The 14,048-nt window shown below is 59.0% G+C and carries 16 protein-coding genes; 9 read left to right on the top strand and 7 right to left on the bottom strand.

Going from position 1 to position 14,048, the window contains the following annotated elements; translation table 11 throughout:
- Positions 1-35: 35 nt before the first annotated feature.
- Together ACM530_RS18820 and ACM530_RS18815 are read right to left on the bottom strand one after the other, a co-directional pair.
- Positions 36-434 (bottom strand): DUF2177 family protein, encoded by a 399-nt coding sequence (locus tag ACM530_RS18820; RefSeq protein ID WP_242195716.1) that lies wholly within the window; start codon positions 432-434, stop codon positions 36-38.
- Between the two features lie 111 nt (positions 435-545).
- Entirely contained in the window at positions 546-1,382 is an 837-nt protein-coding gene (locus ACM530_RS18815; protein ID WP_017134857.1) for a S1 RNA-binding domain-containing protein, read from the bottom strand.
- A 323-nt stretch (positions 1,383-1,705) separates the two neighbouring features.
- On the opposite strand from ACM530_RS18815, the gene ACM530_RS18810 reads away from it, so the two are divergent.
- The 3 genes from ACM530_RS18810 (at position 1,706) to ACM530_RS18800 (ending at position 3,762) form a co-directional block, all read left to right on the top strand.
- Positions 1,706-1,885, top strand: a complete 180-nt coding sequence (locus tag ACM530_RS18810) for a hypothetical protein (protein WP_003193095.1) — start codon at positions 1,706-1,708, stop codon at positions 1,883-1,885.
- A 221-nt stretch (positions 1,886-2,106) separates the two neighbouring features.
- Complete coding sequence (locus ACM530_RS18805) at positions 2,107-2,829, top strand: TorF family putative porin (protein ID WP_145158989.1); 723 nt, start codon at positions 2,107-2,109, stop codon at positions 2,827-2,829.
- Between the two features lie 66 nt (positions 2,830-2,895).
- The gene (locus tag ACM530_RS18800; RefSeq protein WP_416362882.1) at positions 2,896-3,762 is read left to right on the top strand and encodes a DUF6279 family lipoprotein; all 867 of its coding nucleotides are present in this window, start codon (positions 2,896-2,898) and stop codon (positions 3,760-3,762) included.
- A gap of 52 nt (positions 3,763-3,814) precedes the next feature.
- On the opposite strand, the gene ACM530_RS18795 is transcribed toward ACM530_RS18800, so the two are convergent.
- Complete coding sequence (locus ACM530_RS18795; RefSeq protein ID WP_145158993.1) at positions 3,815-4,204, bottom strand: transcriptional regulator; 390 nt, start codon at positions 4,202-4,204, stop codon at positions 3,815-3,817.
- 154 nt (positions 4,205-4,358) lie between these two features.
- On the opposite strand from ACM530_RS18795, the gene ACM530_RS18790 reads away from it, so the two are divergent.
- Entirely contained in the window at positions 4,359-4,634 is a 276-nt protein-coding gene (locus ACM530_RS18790) for a hypothetical protein (protein WP_416362881.1), read from the top strand.
- Positions 4,635-4,683: 49 nt separating this feature from the next.
- Here the strand turns inward: ACM530_RS18790 and ACM530_RS18785 are convergent, their stop codons facing one another.
- Positions 4,684-6,030 carry a DEAD/DEAH box helicase gene (locus ACM530_RS18785; protein WP_106576386.1) on the bottom strand — a complete coding sequence of 449 codons (1,347 nt, stop codon included), beginning with the start codon at positions 6,028-6,030 and terminating at the stop codon, positions 4,684-4,686.
- A gap of 193 nt (positions 6,031-6,223) precedes the next feature.
- Between ACM530_RS18785 and ACM530_RS18780 the strand changes: the two genes are divergently transcribed.
- Complete coding sequence (locus tag ACM530_RS18780) at positions 6,224-7,522, top strand: mechanosensitive ion channel family protein (protein WP_119742212.1); 1,299 nt, start codon at positions 6,224-6,226, stop codon at positions 7,520-7,522.
- 110 nt (positions 7,523-7,632) lie between these two features.
- On the opposite strand, the gene ACM530_RS18775 is transcribed toward ACM530_RS18780, so the two are convergent.
- The 3 genes from ACM530_RS18775 to ACM530_RS18765 form a co-directional block, all read right to left on the bottom strand.
- Complete coding sequence (locus tag ACM530_RS18775) at positions 7,633-8,499, bottom strand: carboxylate/amino acid/amine transporter (RefSeq protein WP_262208329.1); 867 nt, start codon at positions 8,497-8,499, stop codon at positions 7,633-7,635.
- 203 nt (positions 8,500-8,702) lie between these two features.
- On the bottom strand, positions 8,703-9,302 hold the full coding sequence (locus ACM530_RS18770) for an FMN-dependent NADH-azoreductase (RefSeq protein ID WP_145158999.1): 600 nt from the start codon (positions 9,300-9,302) through the stop codon (positions 8,703-8,705).
- A gap of 151 nt (positions 9,303-9,453) precedes the next feature.
- A complete protein-coding gene (locus ACM530_RS18765) occupies positions 9,454-9,768 on the bottom strand; it encodes a 3-phosphoglycerate kinase (protein ID WP_145159001.1) in 315 nt (104 codons plus the stop codon).
- A 49-nt stretch (positions 9,769-9,817) separates the two neighbouring features.
- On the opposite strand from ACM530_RS18765, the gene ACM530_RS18760 reads away from it, so the two are divergent.
- From ACM530_RS18760 to ACM530_RS18745, 4 genes are all read left to right on the top strand, one after another.
- On the top strand, positions 9,818-10,741 hold the full coding sequence (locus ACM530_RS18760) for a LysR family transcriptional regulator (RefSeq protein WP_416362880.1): 924 nt from the start codon (positions 9,818-9,820) through the stop codon (positions 10,739-10,741).
- A 14-nt stretch (positions 10,742-10,755) separates the two neighbouring features.
- Positions 10,756-11,559, top strand: a complete 804-nt coding sequence (locus ACM530_RS18755) for an alpha/beta fold hydrolase (protein ID WP_416362879.1) — start codon at positions 10,756-10,758, stop codon at positions 11,557-11,559.
- A gap of 3 nt (positions 11,560-11,562) precedes the next feature.
- Positions 11,563-12,126, top strand: coding sequence for a peptidylprolyl isomerase (locus ACM530_RS18750; RefSeq protein WP_106576379.1), 564 nt, complete (start codon positions 11,563-11,565; stop codon positions 12,124-12,126).
- Positions 12,127-12,208: 82 nt separating this feature from the next.
- Positions 12,209-14,041: an ABC transporter ATP-binding protein gene (locus tag ACM530_RS18745; protein WP_416362878.1), complete on the top strand. Its 1,833-nt coding sequence runs from the start codon at positions 12,209-12,211 to the stop codon at positions 14,039-14,041.
- Positions 14,042-14,048 lie beyond the last annotated feature (7 nt).

Raw genomic sequence — 14,048 nt, 5'->3', positions numbered from 1 at the left:
CGCTCAGCAACGGTGCACGTGGATCCTGTACACAATCAGCGTTGCACCCGATGTGCACACAGGTACCCAACCGTGCAGCAAATAGCAGTCAGGACGGTACCCCAAGCCATATCCATGAGCGCCAATTCAGCGGACCAGCCCTGCAGCGTCGCCCAATTGCTCAGGTCATACGTGCCGTAGGCCACCAGACCAAGCAGGGCTCCCAACCGCGCTGCGCGCTGCCAACTGCCGCTCGGCAGGACCACAAACACCACACACCCGATGGCATACAGCAGGTAGAACACCACGGCGGGGAACAGGCGCGGCTGATCGAGCATCAGCGAGCCAAGCAGGGATTTGTAGGTCGGGCCCATGAGGACGCCGAGCCAGAGGCCGTCGAGCACCAGAAACGCAAGCAAGGTGCCGAGGTAAGCGAACAGGGTTTTCTTGGACATTGAAGCGACCTCTGCTGGAGCTGGCTTGCCAGTGCTGGCCTCCCTCAGGACACCACAAAACCACTGGCCTCGTCGCCGGCGAGCCGGCTCCTACAGAAGAACAAAGCGCACTCAGCTTAGTTCAATGCGATCCGCGTGAATCACAATCTGACCTTGCTTGTAGAGCGCACCAATGGCCTTTTTAAAGTTGCCTTTGCTGACGCCGAACAAGTTGCTGATCACCGCCGGGTCGCTTTTGTCGCTGACCGGCAGAGTGCCGTTGTTTTCACGCAACTTGGCAAGAATCTTCGAGTTCAGGCTGGAGGCCGCTTCCTGCCCAACCGGCTGCAGGCTCAGGCTGATGTTGCCATCGGCGCGAATCTCTTTGATGAAGCCTTTCTCTTCCTTGCCCGGGCGCAGGAACTTGAACACTTCGTTTTTGTGGATAAGGCCCCAGTGCTTGTTGTTGATGATTGCCTTGAAGCCCATGTCGGTGGCTTCGGCCACCAGCAAGTCGACTTCCTGGCCCACCTGGTAGTTGGCCGGTGTCTTGTCCAGGTAGCGATCCAGCCGCGCGGTGGCGGTGATGCGCTTGGTGTGCTTGTCGAGGTAGACGTGCACCACGCAGTATTCGCCGGCGGTCAGCTGACGTTTTTCTTCTGAATACGGCAGTAACAGATCCTTGGGCAAACCCCAATCGAGGAATACACCGATGCTGTTGACTTCGACGACTTTCAAACTGGCGAATTCGCCGACTTGAACTTTCGGCTTTTCAGTCGTTGCGATAAGTTTGTCGTCGCTGTCCAAGTAAATGAAAACGTTAAGCCAGTCTTCATCTTCACTGGGAATATCTTTCGGGATATACCGATTGGGCAAGAGGATTTCGCCATCTTGCGCACCGTCCAGGTACAAACCAAAGTTAGTGTGTTTTACCACTTGCAAGCTGTTGTAGCGCCCGACTAAAGCCATTTCCAAATACCCTCGTTACGTGGGCGGCATTCTACCCGAGTTGCGCCCGGCACGCGCGCGCACCTGAAAAATCGCGGGCTGGCGTGGCGTTCCAGTGGCACCGCCCCACTCGTCAGATCAGATCCTTGAATTTTGCCGCCAGCCAGGCACTGATCCCTCAAGTGGTTTCGAATTAAAACAGTAAGTTAGGCGACTATTTCATCGACAAACTTCGATAATTACCGCCTGACCCAACAATTCCCAGGGGATATTTGCCAAGCAATTGTCAAGTATTTCCTGTACGATGCCTGGCCAAGTTAATTTTCTACAGGTTAGTGGCCGCCATGCGCGTAAAAGCATCCAACAGCAAAGCAAAGCCAGCTCCAGCCGTTGAAACCAGCGAATCGATCAACAGCCAGATTGCTGCGTTCCTCAAGTCCGGCGGCGAAATCCAGCAAATTGCCAAGGGCGTCAGCGGCCAGACTTTCGGCCCGTCCAAGCAAATCAGCCTGGGCAAAAAGTAAAACCCGCGCAACATCCGCCCGCGTTGCACCTAGTCCCTAAGCGTCTTGCCCTCAAGGCGCCAGGACTAGAGCTCGAAATACCCTCTGTGTATCACCCTGCTGTGCGCTAATCGACGAACGGGCCTCACCTTCAGGCGTTCGCCGGTATGCTTGCACACGTCTAGTACGGGCATCTGCCCGATTTCCTCTGTCACTGCTCCTCGCTTTTCATGGAGTGAAGCATGCTCAAGCCCTGCTTTTTTCTGATAACTGCCCTTGCGGCAACCCCTTTAGCGCAAGCGCAGGTTTTCCAGCGTGAACTGGGCGATTTCGACCTGAAACTGGGCACGACGCCAAGCCGCAGCATGGCCCAAGGCCTGGTAAAGCCGACTGCCCCCGGCAGCGACTCATTTCACGGCGGGCTGGACCTGAGCCATGACAGCGGCCTGTATATCGGCCAGTTCTCACCGAATATGGGGCTGTCGTCGGCCAATAACCTTGAAGTCGATTCCTACCTGGGTTTCAAACGTCCCTTCGACAAAACGCTGGGCTATGAAGTCGGCTTGATTCACTACAGCTACCCCAAGCTCAGCCCTCTGGACAGCCAGGAGTTCTACGGCGGCCTGAACCTGCTGGGCAATCGCTTCGGCGTCTCCTTCAGCAACGACCCTGATCGCCAGGACAGCACGTTGTTTGCCGACCTCGGCGGCACGCAGCCTTTCGGCATCGGCGTCAGCGTGAAGTACACCACCCATCAGTTGGGCACCCCTGCCTCGGTGGAAGGCGGCTCGATCAGCAGCTTCAGCGATTGGTCGGTGCAGTTCTCCCGTGCGTGGAAAGGCATCGACCTGGACCTGATCTACAGCGATTCCAGCCTCAGCGGTGGCGATTGCTCAGCCTACTCCGGACACAATTCGCAATGCGACGGCCTGTTGACCTTGAAGGCGGCGCGGTCGTTTTATTGACGGGCTGAACTGTCGCACCTCGCTCAGGTTCACATGCATTAACCCTCTCTGCGCAAGGACTCGCCCATGCTGCGTCGGCTTAAATTACTGGTGGTATTGCTGACCCTGAGCCTGGTGCTCGCCGGCTGCAATCGCGTGGGCCTGGCCTACCGCAATCTGGACGTCATTATCCCCTGGACCCTCAACGACTACCTGGACATGAACGCCGGGCAGAAGAGCTGGTTCAACGACACACTCAAGGACCACCTGGCCTGGCATTGCACCACTCAATTGCCGGGCTACCTGGACTGGCTTGATCGCCTGCAACAGATGGTCGACAACAATCAGGTTACCGACGCCGCACTGCAAACCCGTACCGTCGAGGCCAAACAGGCGATAGCCGAGGTGGCGCGGGAAATAACGCCGTCAGCCATCCAATTGCTGCAAGGGCTGGATGACCAGCAGGTCAAGGAAATGAGCGACGCCCTGGCCAAAGACCTGCGCAAGCGCCAGGACGAATACCTCAAGCCGCCCCTGGCGCAGCAGATCAAGGAGCGCGCGCAACGCATGAGCAAACGCCTGGACGCCTGGATTGGCCCGCTCAGTGCCAGCCAGCAGAACCGTGTGACGGCCTGGTCTATCGCTTTGGGCGAACAGAATCAGGAATGGATCGGCAACCGCGCCCGCTGGCAGGCGCAATTCATCGCCGCGGTGCAGCAGCGCAAAAGCGCAGACTTCCCGCAGAAGATGCAGCAATTATTGGTGGATCGCGAAAGTCTGTGGACCCCGGAATACAAGGCTGCCTATGCGCGGACGGAAACGGCGGCGCGCAATCTGATTGTCGACCTGATGGCGGAAAGTACGCCGCAGCAGCGCATGAAACTGACGCAAAAAATTGATGGCGTACGCAGCGATTTCAAGGCCCTCAAATGCCTGAAGGCTACCGCCAACTGAGGTTGGCAAGGGGGACAAGTCCCCCTTGCTCAATTGATCGGCGGATTGCCTGTCAGGCAATTTGCGCCTTCGACGCCACTTCATCAAACGTCGCCGGCTCCAGCGCATCCGACTGGTCATCGAGCACCTGACGCGGGTGGTCATTGCCGGGGATAGAGCTGTCAATCAGCGCCAGCAGTTGCGCGCCGCGCGCGGTCAGGATGAAGTTCTCACCGTTTCCGCCCTCTTCCTCTGGCCGTGACTCAATAAACCCGCGCTTGAACAGCAGCGCCTCATAATCTGCAGCGGTCTTTTTCAGCGTGTCCAGGTTACCGGTGGCTTCACCCGCCGTGGCCTTCTCGGCAGCTTCCTGCTCGGCATACTTGCGCGGGGCAAAGCTGCCTTCGCCGTTCTGCACTTCATGCAGCAGACGTTCGATCAAATCCCAATTGTAAGTCGTCATCCTGATTCCTCCTGCAGGCCGGTAGGAAAGTAGCCCGTCTACAGGTGTGACATGCCCCGTCACTGGCCGTTCAGCTGGATAGACCGCCGTCATTTCTCTGAACTTTCCAGACGTTCGCCACCTCAACTGAACACACTGCCAAGGAGGTCCGACCATGAAAACCCTGATGAACCTGGCCATCGCCGCCACGCTGCTGACTGCCCTGCCCGCTTGGGCCTGTACGCCTGAAGAAGCCACGGCAAAACGTGAGCAACTGGCGCAGGAGGTGACCAGGCTCACCCAGCAGAACCCCGCCAAAGCCAAGGAAATGAATGAAGAGCTGCAGAAAATGGACATGGACACAACCTCTGCCGACCTGCCAGACAAATGCCAACTGATCGATCAGCGCCTTAAAGACCTGGATAAAGCAGCCGCCGAGACAAAAAACTGAAGACCAAAAAAAACCGGACATCGTCCGGTTTTTTTATATCGGTGCAGCCTTACTCGGCAGCCGGCGCTTCTGGCTTGCGGCGCTTGAGCGGCGCCATGCCGTCCTTGCTTACGAGCGACAGGTTGTCGGTCTTCGGCCGGTTGGCAATTTTGCGCTTGGTCGGCGACTTGGCACCGGCTTTCTTCTTGTCGCCCTTGGCGTCGACTTTTTTCTTCTTCACGCCAACCGCCTTGCCCGACGCCTTGACCTTCTTCGGCCCGGTGTAGGTGCCTTTGACTTCCTTGATGGTGCGGCGCTCGAACGACTGCTTGAGGTAGCGCTCGATGCTCGACATCAGGTTCCAGTCGCCATGGCAGATCAGCGAGATTGCCAGGCCATCATTGCCGGCACGCCCGGTACGACCGATACGGTGCACGTATTCGTCGCCGCTGCGCGGCATGTCGAAGTTGATGACCATGTCCAGGCCGTCCACGTCCAGACCGCGCGCAGCCACGTCGGTGGCCACCAGGATCTTCACGCCGCCAGCCTTCAGGCGGTCGATGGCCAGCTTGCGGTCCTTCTGGTCTTTCTCACCGTGCAGCACAAACGCTTTGTAATCCTGTGCCACCAGGCGACCGTAGATACGGTCCGCCGCAGCCCGGGTGTTGGTGAACACGATGGCCTTCTGATAGGTCTCGTTGGCCAACAGCCAGTTGAGGATCTGTTCTTTGTGCACGTTGTGGTCGGCGGTGACGATCTGCTGACGCGTGGTGGCGTTCAGGTCGCTGACGTTGTTGACCTGCAAGTGCTCAGGGTTGTTCAAGACCTTGGCGACCATGTCACGCAGGGTCGAGCCGCCAGTGGTGGCGGAGAACAGCATGGTCTGCTGGCGATTGACGCATTCGGCCACCAGGCGCTGCACGTCATCGGCAAAGCCCATGTCGAGCATGCGGTCGGCTTCGTCGAGCACCAGCACTTCGACTTCCTTGAGGTCGAGGTTGCCGGCGTTGAGTTGCTCGATCATGCGGCCTGGGGTGCCGATCAGAATGTCCGGGACCTTGCGCAGCATGGCGGCCTGGACCTTGAAGTCTTCGCCACCGGTGATCAGGCCGGATTTGATGAAGGTGAACTGCGAAAAGCGCTCGACTTCTTTCAAGGTCTGCTGGGCCAGCTCGCGGGTAGGCAGCAGGATCAGGGTTTTGATGCTGACGCGGACTTTGGCCGGGCCAATCAGTCGGTGCAGAATCGGCAGGACGAAAGCGGCGGTTTTGCCACTCCCGGTTTGAGCCGTCACCCGCAGGTCACGCCCTTGGAGCGCGAGCGGGATGGCCGCTGCTTGCACAGGCGTAGGCTCGACAAATTTAAGCTCGGCCACGGCTTTGAGCAGGCGTTCGTGCAGGGCGAATTGGGAAAACACGGGTGCTACCTCGAAGAAATACAAAATATCAGCTGCATAGGGTAACGGTTTCGGGCGTCCAAACCGAGTTTCTTTACGCGAACGGGGCTAATCAGCTGCTTTTTTGTCAGCTCATTTGTCTACAACGTCAACTTTGTCGCACTTAAATGCTCTAATCGGCCCGTGTTGTCTTACAGAAGAATCGGTTTCACCCATGGATATCAAACAGTTCTGGCTCAACGTCCAAGACCTTTGGGGCGCCCTCGATCAACACCCGCTGCTGCATGCGAGCCTGGGTTTGCTGGTGTTGCTGGTAGTCGCCCTGCTGCTCGGCCGGGTCGCGCGCTACCTCATCCTCCACGCCGTCAAATTGCTCGGCCGGCAACCGGCGCTGCACTGGCTTAATGATCTGCGGCACAACAAAGTCTTCCACCGCCTGGCACAGATGACGCCGTCCCTGGTGATTCAGTTCGGCCTGTATCTGGTGCCGGACCTGAGCAAAACCGCCACGCTGTTTATCGGCAATGTCGCCCTGGCATTCACCATCCTGTTCATGACGCTGGCCGTGAGCGCCCTGCTCAATGCGCTGCTGGATATCTACGCACGTACCGAACATGCCCGCACTCGCTCAATCAAGGGCTATGTGCAATTGGCGAAAATGGTGCTGTTCGTGTTCGCCGCAATCATTATTGTCGCCACGTTGATCGACCGTTCGCCGCTGTTGCTGCTGTCGGGGTTGGGTGCGATGTCGGCGGTGATTCTGTTGGTGTACAAGGACACGCTGCTCTCGTTCGTCGCCAGTGTGCAATTGACCAGCAACGACATGCTGCGGGTCGGCGACTGGATCGAGATGCCTCAGGTCGGCGCCGACGGTGATGTAGTGGACATCACGCTGCACACGGTCAAGGTGCAGAATTTCGACAAAACCATCGTCTCCATTCCTACCTGGCGCTTGATGTCAGAGTCGTTCAAGAACTGGCGCGGCATGCAGGCGTCCGGCGGTCGCCGCATCAAGCGCAGCCTGTACATCGACGCCAGCGGCGTGCGTTTTTTGCGTGACGATGAAGAAGTGCGCATGACCCAGGTGCACTTGCTCACCGACTACATCAGCCGCAAGCAGGCTGAACTCAAGGCGTGGAACGAGGCTCAGGGCAATAGCGCGCAACTCTCTGCCAACCGCCGCCGCATGACCAACTTGGGCACCTTCCGCGCCTATGCCCTGGCCTACCTTAAAAGCCACCCGGACATTCAGCCGAACATGACCTGCATGGTGCGCCAGATGCAAACCACCGCTCAGGGCGTGCCGCTGGAAATCTACTGCTTCACGCGCACCACGGCGTGGGCGGATTACGAGCGCATCCAGGGGGATATTTTTGATTACCTGCTGGCGGTGCTGCCGGAGTTCGGTTTGAGCCTGTATCAGCAGCCAAGTGGCAATGACTTGCGCGCGGGCATGTTGCCGGCGGTGCTGGGGGCCAGTCATCTGCCGACCTTGGAACACAGCGCGGTATAACACCAACGACCTTCTGTGGGAGCGGGCTTGCTCGCGAACGCGGAGAATCAGTCAACCGATCACTGACTGACCTACCGCCTTCGCGAGCAAGCCCGCTCCCACAAAGGGATTCAAGATTGGGCTAACTCTTTACGTACGCCCAACCGGCTGATCCACACCGCCGCCAAAATCACCAACCCGCCCAACGCCAGCCGCCCCAGCGGTTCATGCTGGTTCCAGATCAGCAAGTTCAGCAGCAACCCCACCGGCACATGCAGGTTGTTCATCACCGCCAGGGTGCCGCCGTTGACCAGGCAAGCGCCCTTGTTCCACCAGTACATGCCCAACGCGGTGCTGACCAACCCGAGGAACACCAGCACGCCCCATTGCAGGGGCGCTTGTGGCAGGAAGTCGGCCTTGCCGAACAGCAGGAATGCCGGCAACACCACGATCAAGGCGCCCAGGTAGAAGTAGCCGAAACGTCGGTAATGCGGCAGGTCGCTTGGATAACGCGCCACCAGATGTTTGTACATCACCTGCCCGGCGGCGTAGGTGAAGTTGGCCAGTTGCAACAGCAAAAAGCCGCCGAGGAAGTGCGGCGTGATCTGGTCAAAGCGAATCACTGCCGCGCCGCCCACCGCCACCAGCGCCGCGATCAGCGCCCAAGGATTAAAGCGACGGTTAAGCGCGTCTTCGATCAGCGTCACGTGCAACGGCGTGAGGATGGTGAACAGCAGCACTTCCGGCACCGTGAGCACCCGAAAGCTCAGGTACAGGCACACGTAGGTCACACCAAACTGCAGCGCGCCGATCACCAGCATGCCGCGCATGAACCTTGGCTCTACCGAGCGCCAGCGGGTCAGCGGGATGAACACCAGCCCGGCCAGCACCACGCGCACCAGCACTGCGAAATAGCTGTCGACGTGACCGGCGAGGTATTCGCCGATCAAGCTGAAGGAAAAAGCCTGAATCAGGGTGACAACCAGTAAATAGCCCATGCGCGCCTCGTTTCGAATGGGCGCGACTTTAAGGGTTTTCGGTGTTTGAAGAAACTCGAGGCAAAAAAAACCCGACCTCGCTAAAGCGGCAGTCGGGCAGGAGCACTCAGGAGCAACAAGTGCAAAGGGAGGTTCGATACGCGTACTTGAAGGGTTTGCGTGGAGCGATATAAACACCGCGCGATTATGTGACGATTAAACGATCAAGCGACCTGTGCCAGCAGCGCCTTGGCGTGGTTAATGCCTTTTTCCTGGAAGTCCCCGCTCAGGTTCACCCCTTCAGCATGAATGAAGGTCACGTCGTGAATACCGATAAAGGCCATGACCTGACGCAGGTACGGTTCCTGATGATCGGAGCTGGCGCCGGTGTGGATGCCGCCGCGCGCGGTCAACACAATCGCGCGCTTGCCAATGAGCAAACCCTGAGGGCCGGTGGCGGTGTACTTGAAGGTCACACCGGCACGCAACACGTGGTCCAGCCAGGCTTTGAGGGTGCTGGGGATCGCGAAGTTGTACATCGGCGCAGCCATCACCAGCACATCGGCGGCGAGCAGTTCGTCGGTCAATTCGTTGGAGCGGTCCAGGGAGGCCTGTTCGATGCCGCTGCGCTGTTCGGCGGGTTTCATCCAGCCGCCGAGCAGGTTGGCGTCCAGGTGCGGAACCGGGTTAAGCGCCACGTCACGCAGGGTGATCTGATCCGTCGGATGAGCGACCTTCCATTGGCTGATGAATTGCTGGGTCAGCTGACGGGAGATCGAATCCTGTTGGCGTGCGCTGCTTTCGATGATCAGAACATTGGACATGGCTGGGTAGGCTCCATCTGTAAATGCTGTAAGGCGATGGAGAAAAGATTAACCAGGGCTCATTCGATAAAAAAGCGCAAAAAACTGCTACAACCCATCTAGAAATTTGTTTATAAGCGGAGTATTGCTGTGAGCATGCTCCGCTGCTGCTTTATTTTGGGGCACATGCCAGCGCGATACGCATCTTGATAATGGCGCGACTGAACTTGACCGTGGTGTTGGTGCTTTTGCCCGCCGCCACCGTGACCTTGCGATTACGCGGCGATTCCGGGCCGTTGGTGAAGGTTACCGAACACACCGCGTCATTGGTGCCGTAGTTGTTTAGCCGGATCGAACTGATGTCGCCGTCCACGTCGGTCGCGGTGTAGTCCACTTGCACGCCGTCGATCTTTTTCGTGACGTCGATGGGGTAGGCAAATGCGCTCATCGGCAGCAGCGCCAGCAACACACAACAGAATTTTCTCATTCGGCAGTCTCCAATAAGGACCGCCAGCTTAGGACAAGAGGAGCTCATCTTGAAAGCGCCCCGCGTTACCCTCGATCAATGGCGCACGCTGCAAGCCGTGGTCGACCACGGCGGCTTCGCCCAGGCGGCTGAAGCGTTGCACCGTTCGCAGTCTTCGGTGAGTTACACCGTTGCTCGCATGCAAGACCAACTCGGCGTGCCGCTGCTGCGCATCGACGGACGCAAGGCGGTGCTCACCGACGCCGGTGAAGTGTTGTTGCGCCGCTCGCGGCAACTGGTGAAAAACGCCAGTCAACTGGAAGACCTTGCCCACCACATGGAACAGGGTTGGGAGGCTGAAGTGCGGTTGGTCGTGGATGCCGCCTACCCCAATGCACGCCTGGTGCGCGCCCTTACCGCCTTTATGCCGCAAAGCCGTGGCTGCCGCGTGCGCCTGCGTGAAGAAGTGCTGTCGGGCGTCGAAGAGTTGCTGATAGATGGCATGGCCGACCTGGCGATCAGCGGGTTCATTATCCCCGGCTACCTGGGCACGGAAATGAGCGATGTGGAATTTATCGCCGTGGCCCACCCGGACCATTCGCTGCATCGCTTGAACCGTGAGCTGAGCTTCCAGGACCTGGAAAGCCAGATGCAGGTGGTGATCCGCGACTCCGGCCGCCAGCAACCGCGAGATGTGGGCTGGCTTGGCGCCGAACAGCGCTGGACCGTCGGCAGCCTGCCCACCGCCGCGACATTCGTCAGCAGCGGCCTGGGCTTTGCCTGGCTGCCCCGGCACATGATCGAGCGCGAACTCAACGATGGCCTGCTCAAGCAGCTACCCTTGGAAAAAGGCGGCAGCCGCAACCCGACGTTTTATCTGTACGCGAACAAGGACAAACCCCTGGGCCCAGCCACACAGATCCTCGTGGAATTGCTGCGCACCTTTGACACCGCCCCCCTGGACGCGCCTTACGCCGCTCCCCAGCAAGCCTGAAACGGAGTTCATGCATGGCCTGGTTCGACCATGAAGGCTGCAGCCTGCATTACGAGGAATACGGTCACGGCAGCCCGTTGATCCTGATCCACGGCCTGGGCTCCAGTAGCCAGGATTGGGAATTGCAGATTCCGGTGCTGGCCCGGCATTACCGCCTGATCGTGGTGGATGTGCGCGGTCACGGGCGCTCCGACAAGCCTCGCGAGCGCTACAGCATCAAGGGTTTCACCGTCGACCTGCTCGCCTTGATCGAACATCTGAACTTGCCGCCCGCTCATGTCGTGGGCCTGTCCATGGGCGGCATGATCGCCTTCCAGCTGGCGGTGGACGAACCTGCCCGGGTCAAGAGCCTGTGTATCGTCAACAGTGCGCCCGAGGTCAAAGTGCGCAGCGCCGATGATTATTGGCAGTGGGCCAAGCGCTGGAGCCTGGCGCGAGTGCTCAGCCTGGCCACCATCGGCAAGGCCCTGGGTGATCGGCTGTTCCCCAAACCGCACCAGGGCGACCTGCGGCGCAAGATGGCCGAACGCTGGGCAAAAAACGACAAACGTGCTTATCTCGCCAGTTTCGACGCGATTGTGGGCTGGGGCGTACAGGAACAACTTTCCGGGATCACCTGTCCAACCCTGGTCATCAGCGCCGACCACGACTACACACCCGTGGCGCAAAAAGAAATCTATGTAAAACTGCTGCCCGATGCGCGACTGGTGGTGATTGAAGATTCCCGCCATGCCACGCCTTTGGATCAACCCGAAGTCTTTAACGCTACCCTGCTCGATTTTCTAAAGACAGTCGAAACCACTACCCAGGATCACTGACCCATGTTGAAAAAAATCGCCTTCTTTGCCGGTTCTGTTTTGTTCGCCGCCAACCTGATGGCCGCCGAGCCCGCCAAGGCGCCTCACGTCCTGATTACCACCACCAATGGCGACATTGAAATCGAACTGGACCCGGTCAAGGCGCCGATCAGCACCAAGAACTTCCTGGCCTATGTCGACAAAGGCTTCTACACCAACACGATTTTCCACCGCGTGATCCCGGGCTTCATGGTCCAGGGCGGCGGATTCACCGCGCAGATGTCGCAAAAGCCAACCGAAGCACCGATCAAGAACGAAGCCAGCAACGGCCTGCACAACGTACGCGGCACCCTGTCGATGGCCCGCACCAATGACCCGAACTCGGCCACCAGCCAGTTCTTCATCAACGTGGCCGACAATGCTTTCCTCGATCCGGGCCGTGACGCCGGTTACGCCGTATTCGCCAAAGTGGTCAAGGGCATGGACGTGGTCGATATCATCGTCAACTCGCAGACCACCACCAAGCAAGGCATGCAGAACGTGCCTATCGATCCTGTTCTGATCAAGTCGGCCAAGCGCATCGACTGAGGTCTGCAGGTAGCTCCGCGCATGGCCCACAAGGCCACGCGCGCATTTGAACAGGAGAGCCCGCCAGGCGGGCGTCAACCTAATGCTCTATCGTCGTTTTGAACAACTGATCGATATTTTCCGCGCTGCCCCCAGCGACGCCCCGCCCGACAAAGTCCTGCCCTTCTACCTCTATTACCTGCGCCAGGTGTGGCCAAGCTTTGCCGCCTTGCTGGTGGTAGGCCTGGTCGGTGCGTTGATCGAAGTGGCGTTGTTCAGCTACCTGAGCCGCATCATCGATCTGGCCCAAGGCACACCGCCCGCCAACTTCTTCCAGGTTCACAGCGCCGAGCTGATCTGGATGGCCGTGGTCGCCCTGCTATTGCGCCCGATCTTCAACGGCTTGCATGACTTGCTGGTGCACCAGACCATCAACCCCGGCATGACCAGCCTGATTCGCTGGCAAAACCACAGCTACGTGCTCAAGCAGAGCCTGAATTTCTTTCAAAACGATTTCGCCGGGCGTATTGCCCAGCGCATCATGCAAACCGGCAACTCCTTGCGTGACTCGGCGGTGGCGACGGCGGAAGCCATCTGGCACGTGTCGATCTATGCGGTCAGCGCCCTGGTGCTGTTTGCCGAGGCCGACTGGCGGCTGATGATCCCGCTGATCACCTGGATCATCTGCTACAGCCTGGCCTTGCGTTACTTCGTGCCGCGCGTGAAAGAGCGCTCGGTGATCTCCTCTGAAGCGCGCTCCAAACTGATGGGCCGCATCGTCGACGGCTACACCAACATCACCACCTTGAAGCTGTTCGCCCATACGCAGAATGAGCAGGAATACGCCAAGGAAGCGATCATCGAGCAGACCGAAAAAACCCAGTTGGCCGCGCGCGTGCTGACCAGCATGGACGTGACGATTGCCATCTTGAACGGCCTGCTGATCGTCACCACCACCGGCCTGGCTCTGTGGCTGTGGACCCAGTCGCTGATTTCCGTGGGCGCGATTGCCTTGGCCACCGGCCTGGTGATTCGTATCGTCAACATGTCCGGCTGGATCATGTGGGTGGTCAACGGCATTTTCGAAAACATCGGCATGGTGCAGGACGGGCTGAAAACCATCGCAGCGCCGCTGGCGGTCACCGACCGCGAGAATGCCCCGCGCCTGAACGTGCCCCATGGCGAAGTGCGCTTTGAGCAGGTGGATTTTCACTACGGCAAAAAGAGCGGAATCATTGGCGGCTTGAACCTGACGATCAAGGCCGGGGAAAAGATCGGCCTGATCGGCCCGTCCGGCGCGGGCAAGTCGACCCTGGTCAACCTGCTGCTGCGCCTGTACGACCTGCAAGGCGGGCGCATCCTGATCGACGGGCAGAACATCGCCGAGGTTGCCCAGGAAAGCCTGCGCGCGCAGATCGGCATGATCACCCAGGACACTTCGCTGCTGCACCGTTCGATCCGTGACAACCTGCTGTACGGCAAGCCGGACGCGACCGATGAAGAACTGACGGCCGCCATCCACAAGGCCCGCGCCGATGAATTCATTCCGCTGCTGTCGGACGCCGAAGGGCGTACCGGGCTGGACGCCCATGTGGGTGAGCGCGGGGTCAAACTCTCGGGTGGGCAACGCCAGCGCATCGCCATTGCGCGGGTGCTGCTCAAGGACGCGCCGATTCTGATCATGGACGAGGCCACCTCGGCGCTGGACTCGGAAGTGGAAGCGGCGATCCAGGAAAGCCTGGAAACCTTGATGCAAGGCAAGACGGTGATAGCGATTGCGCACCGGTTGTCGACCATCGCGCGAATGGACCGATTGGTGGTGCTGGAGAAAGGGCAAATCGCCGAGACTGGCAGCCACGCCGAATTGCTGGCCCACGGCGGGTTGTATGCCAGGTTGTGGCAGCATCAAACCGGAGGCTTCGTCGGCATCGACTGATAGTTTG

This window comes from Pseudomonas sp. NFX183 (assembly GCF_047943075.1).
Classification (GTDB): domain Bacteria; phylum Pseudomonadota; class Gammaproteobacteria; order Pseudomonadales; family Pseudomonadaceae; genus Aquipseudomonas.
This window is presented reverse-complemented; position numbering and strand designations above follow the sequence as displayed.

Excerpts from the sequence above, each read along its gene's own strand:
- ACM530_RS18820 (WP_242195716.1), bottom strand. The coding sequence starts at position 434 with ATGTCCAAGAAAACCCTGTTCGCTTACCTCGGCACCTTGCTTGCGTTT.
- ACM530_RS18815 (WP_017134857.1), bottom strand. The coding sequence starts at position 1,382 with ATGGCTTTAGTCGGGCGCTACAACAGCTTGCAAGTGGTAAAACACACT.
- ACM530_RS18810 (WP_003193095.1), top strand. The coding sequence starts at position 1,706 with ATGCGCGTAAAAGCATCCAACAGCAAAGCAAAGCCAGCTCCAGCCGTT.
- ACM530_RS18805 (WP_145158989.1), top strand. The coding sequence starts at position 2,107 with ATGCTCAAGCCCTGCTTTTTTCTGATAACTGCCCTTGCGGCAACCCCT.
- ACM530_RS18800 (WP_416362882.1), top strand. The coding sequence starts at position 2,896 with ATGCTGCGTCGGCTTAAATTACTGGTGGTATTGCTGACCCTGAGCCTG.
- ACM530_RS18795 (WP_145158993.1), bottom strand. The coding sequence starts at position 4,204 with ATGACGACTTACAATTGGGATTTGATCGAACGTCTGCTGCATGAAGTG.
- ACM530_RS18790 (WP_416362881.1), top strand. The coding sequence starts at position 4,359 with ATGAAAACCCTGATGAACCTGGCCATCGCCGCCACGCTGCTGACTGCC.
- ACM530_RS18780 (WP_119742212.1), top strand. The coding sequence starts at position 6,224 with ATGGATATCAAACAGTTCTGGCTCAACGTCCAAGACCTTTGGGGCGCC.
- ACM530_RS18775 (WP_262208329.1), bottom strand. The coding sequence starts at position 8,499 with ATGGGCTATTTACTGGTTGTCACCCTGATTCAGGCTTTTTCCTTCAGC.
- ACM530_RS18770 (WP_145158999.1), bottom strand. The coding sequence starts at position 9,302 with ATGTCCAATGTTCTGATCATCGAAAGCAGCGCACGCCAACAGGATTCG.
- ACM530_RS18765 (WP_145159001.1), bottom strand. The coding sequence starts at position 9,768 with ATGAGAAAATTCTGTTGTGTGTTGCTGGCGCTGCTGCCGATGAGCGCA.
- ACM530_RS18755 (WP_416362879.1), top strand. The coding sequence starts at position 10,756 with ATGGCCTGGTTCGACCATGAAGGCTGCAGCCTGCATTACGAGGAATAC.
- ACM530_RS18750 (WP_106576379.1), top strand. The coding sequence starts at position 11,563 with ATGTTGAAAAAAATCGCCTTCTTTGCCGGTTCTGTTTTGTTCGCCGCC.
- ACM530_RS18745 (WP_416362878.1), top strand. The coding sequence starts at position 12,209 with ATGCTCTATCGTCGTTTTGAACAACTGATCGATATTTTCCGCGCTGCC.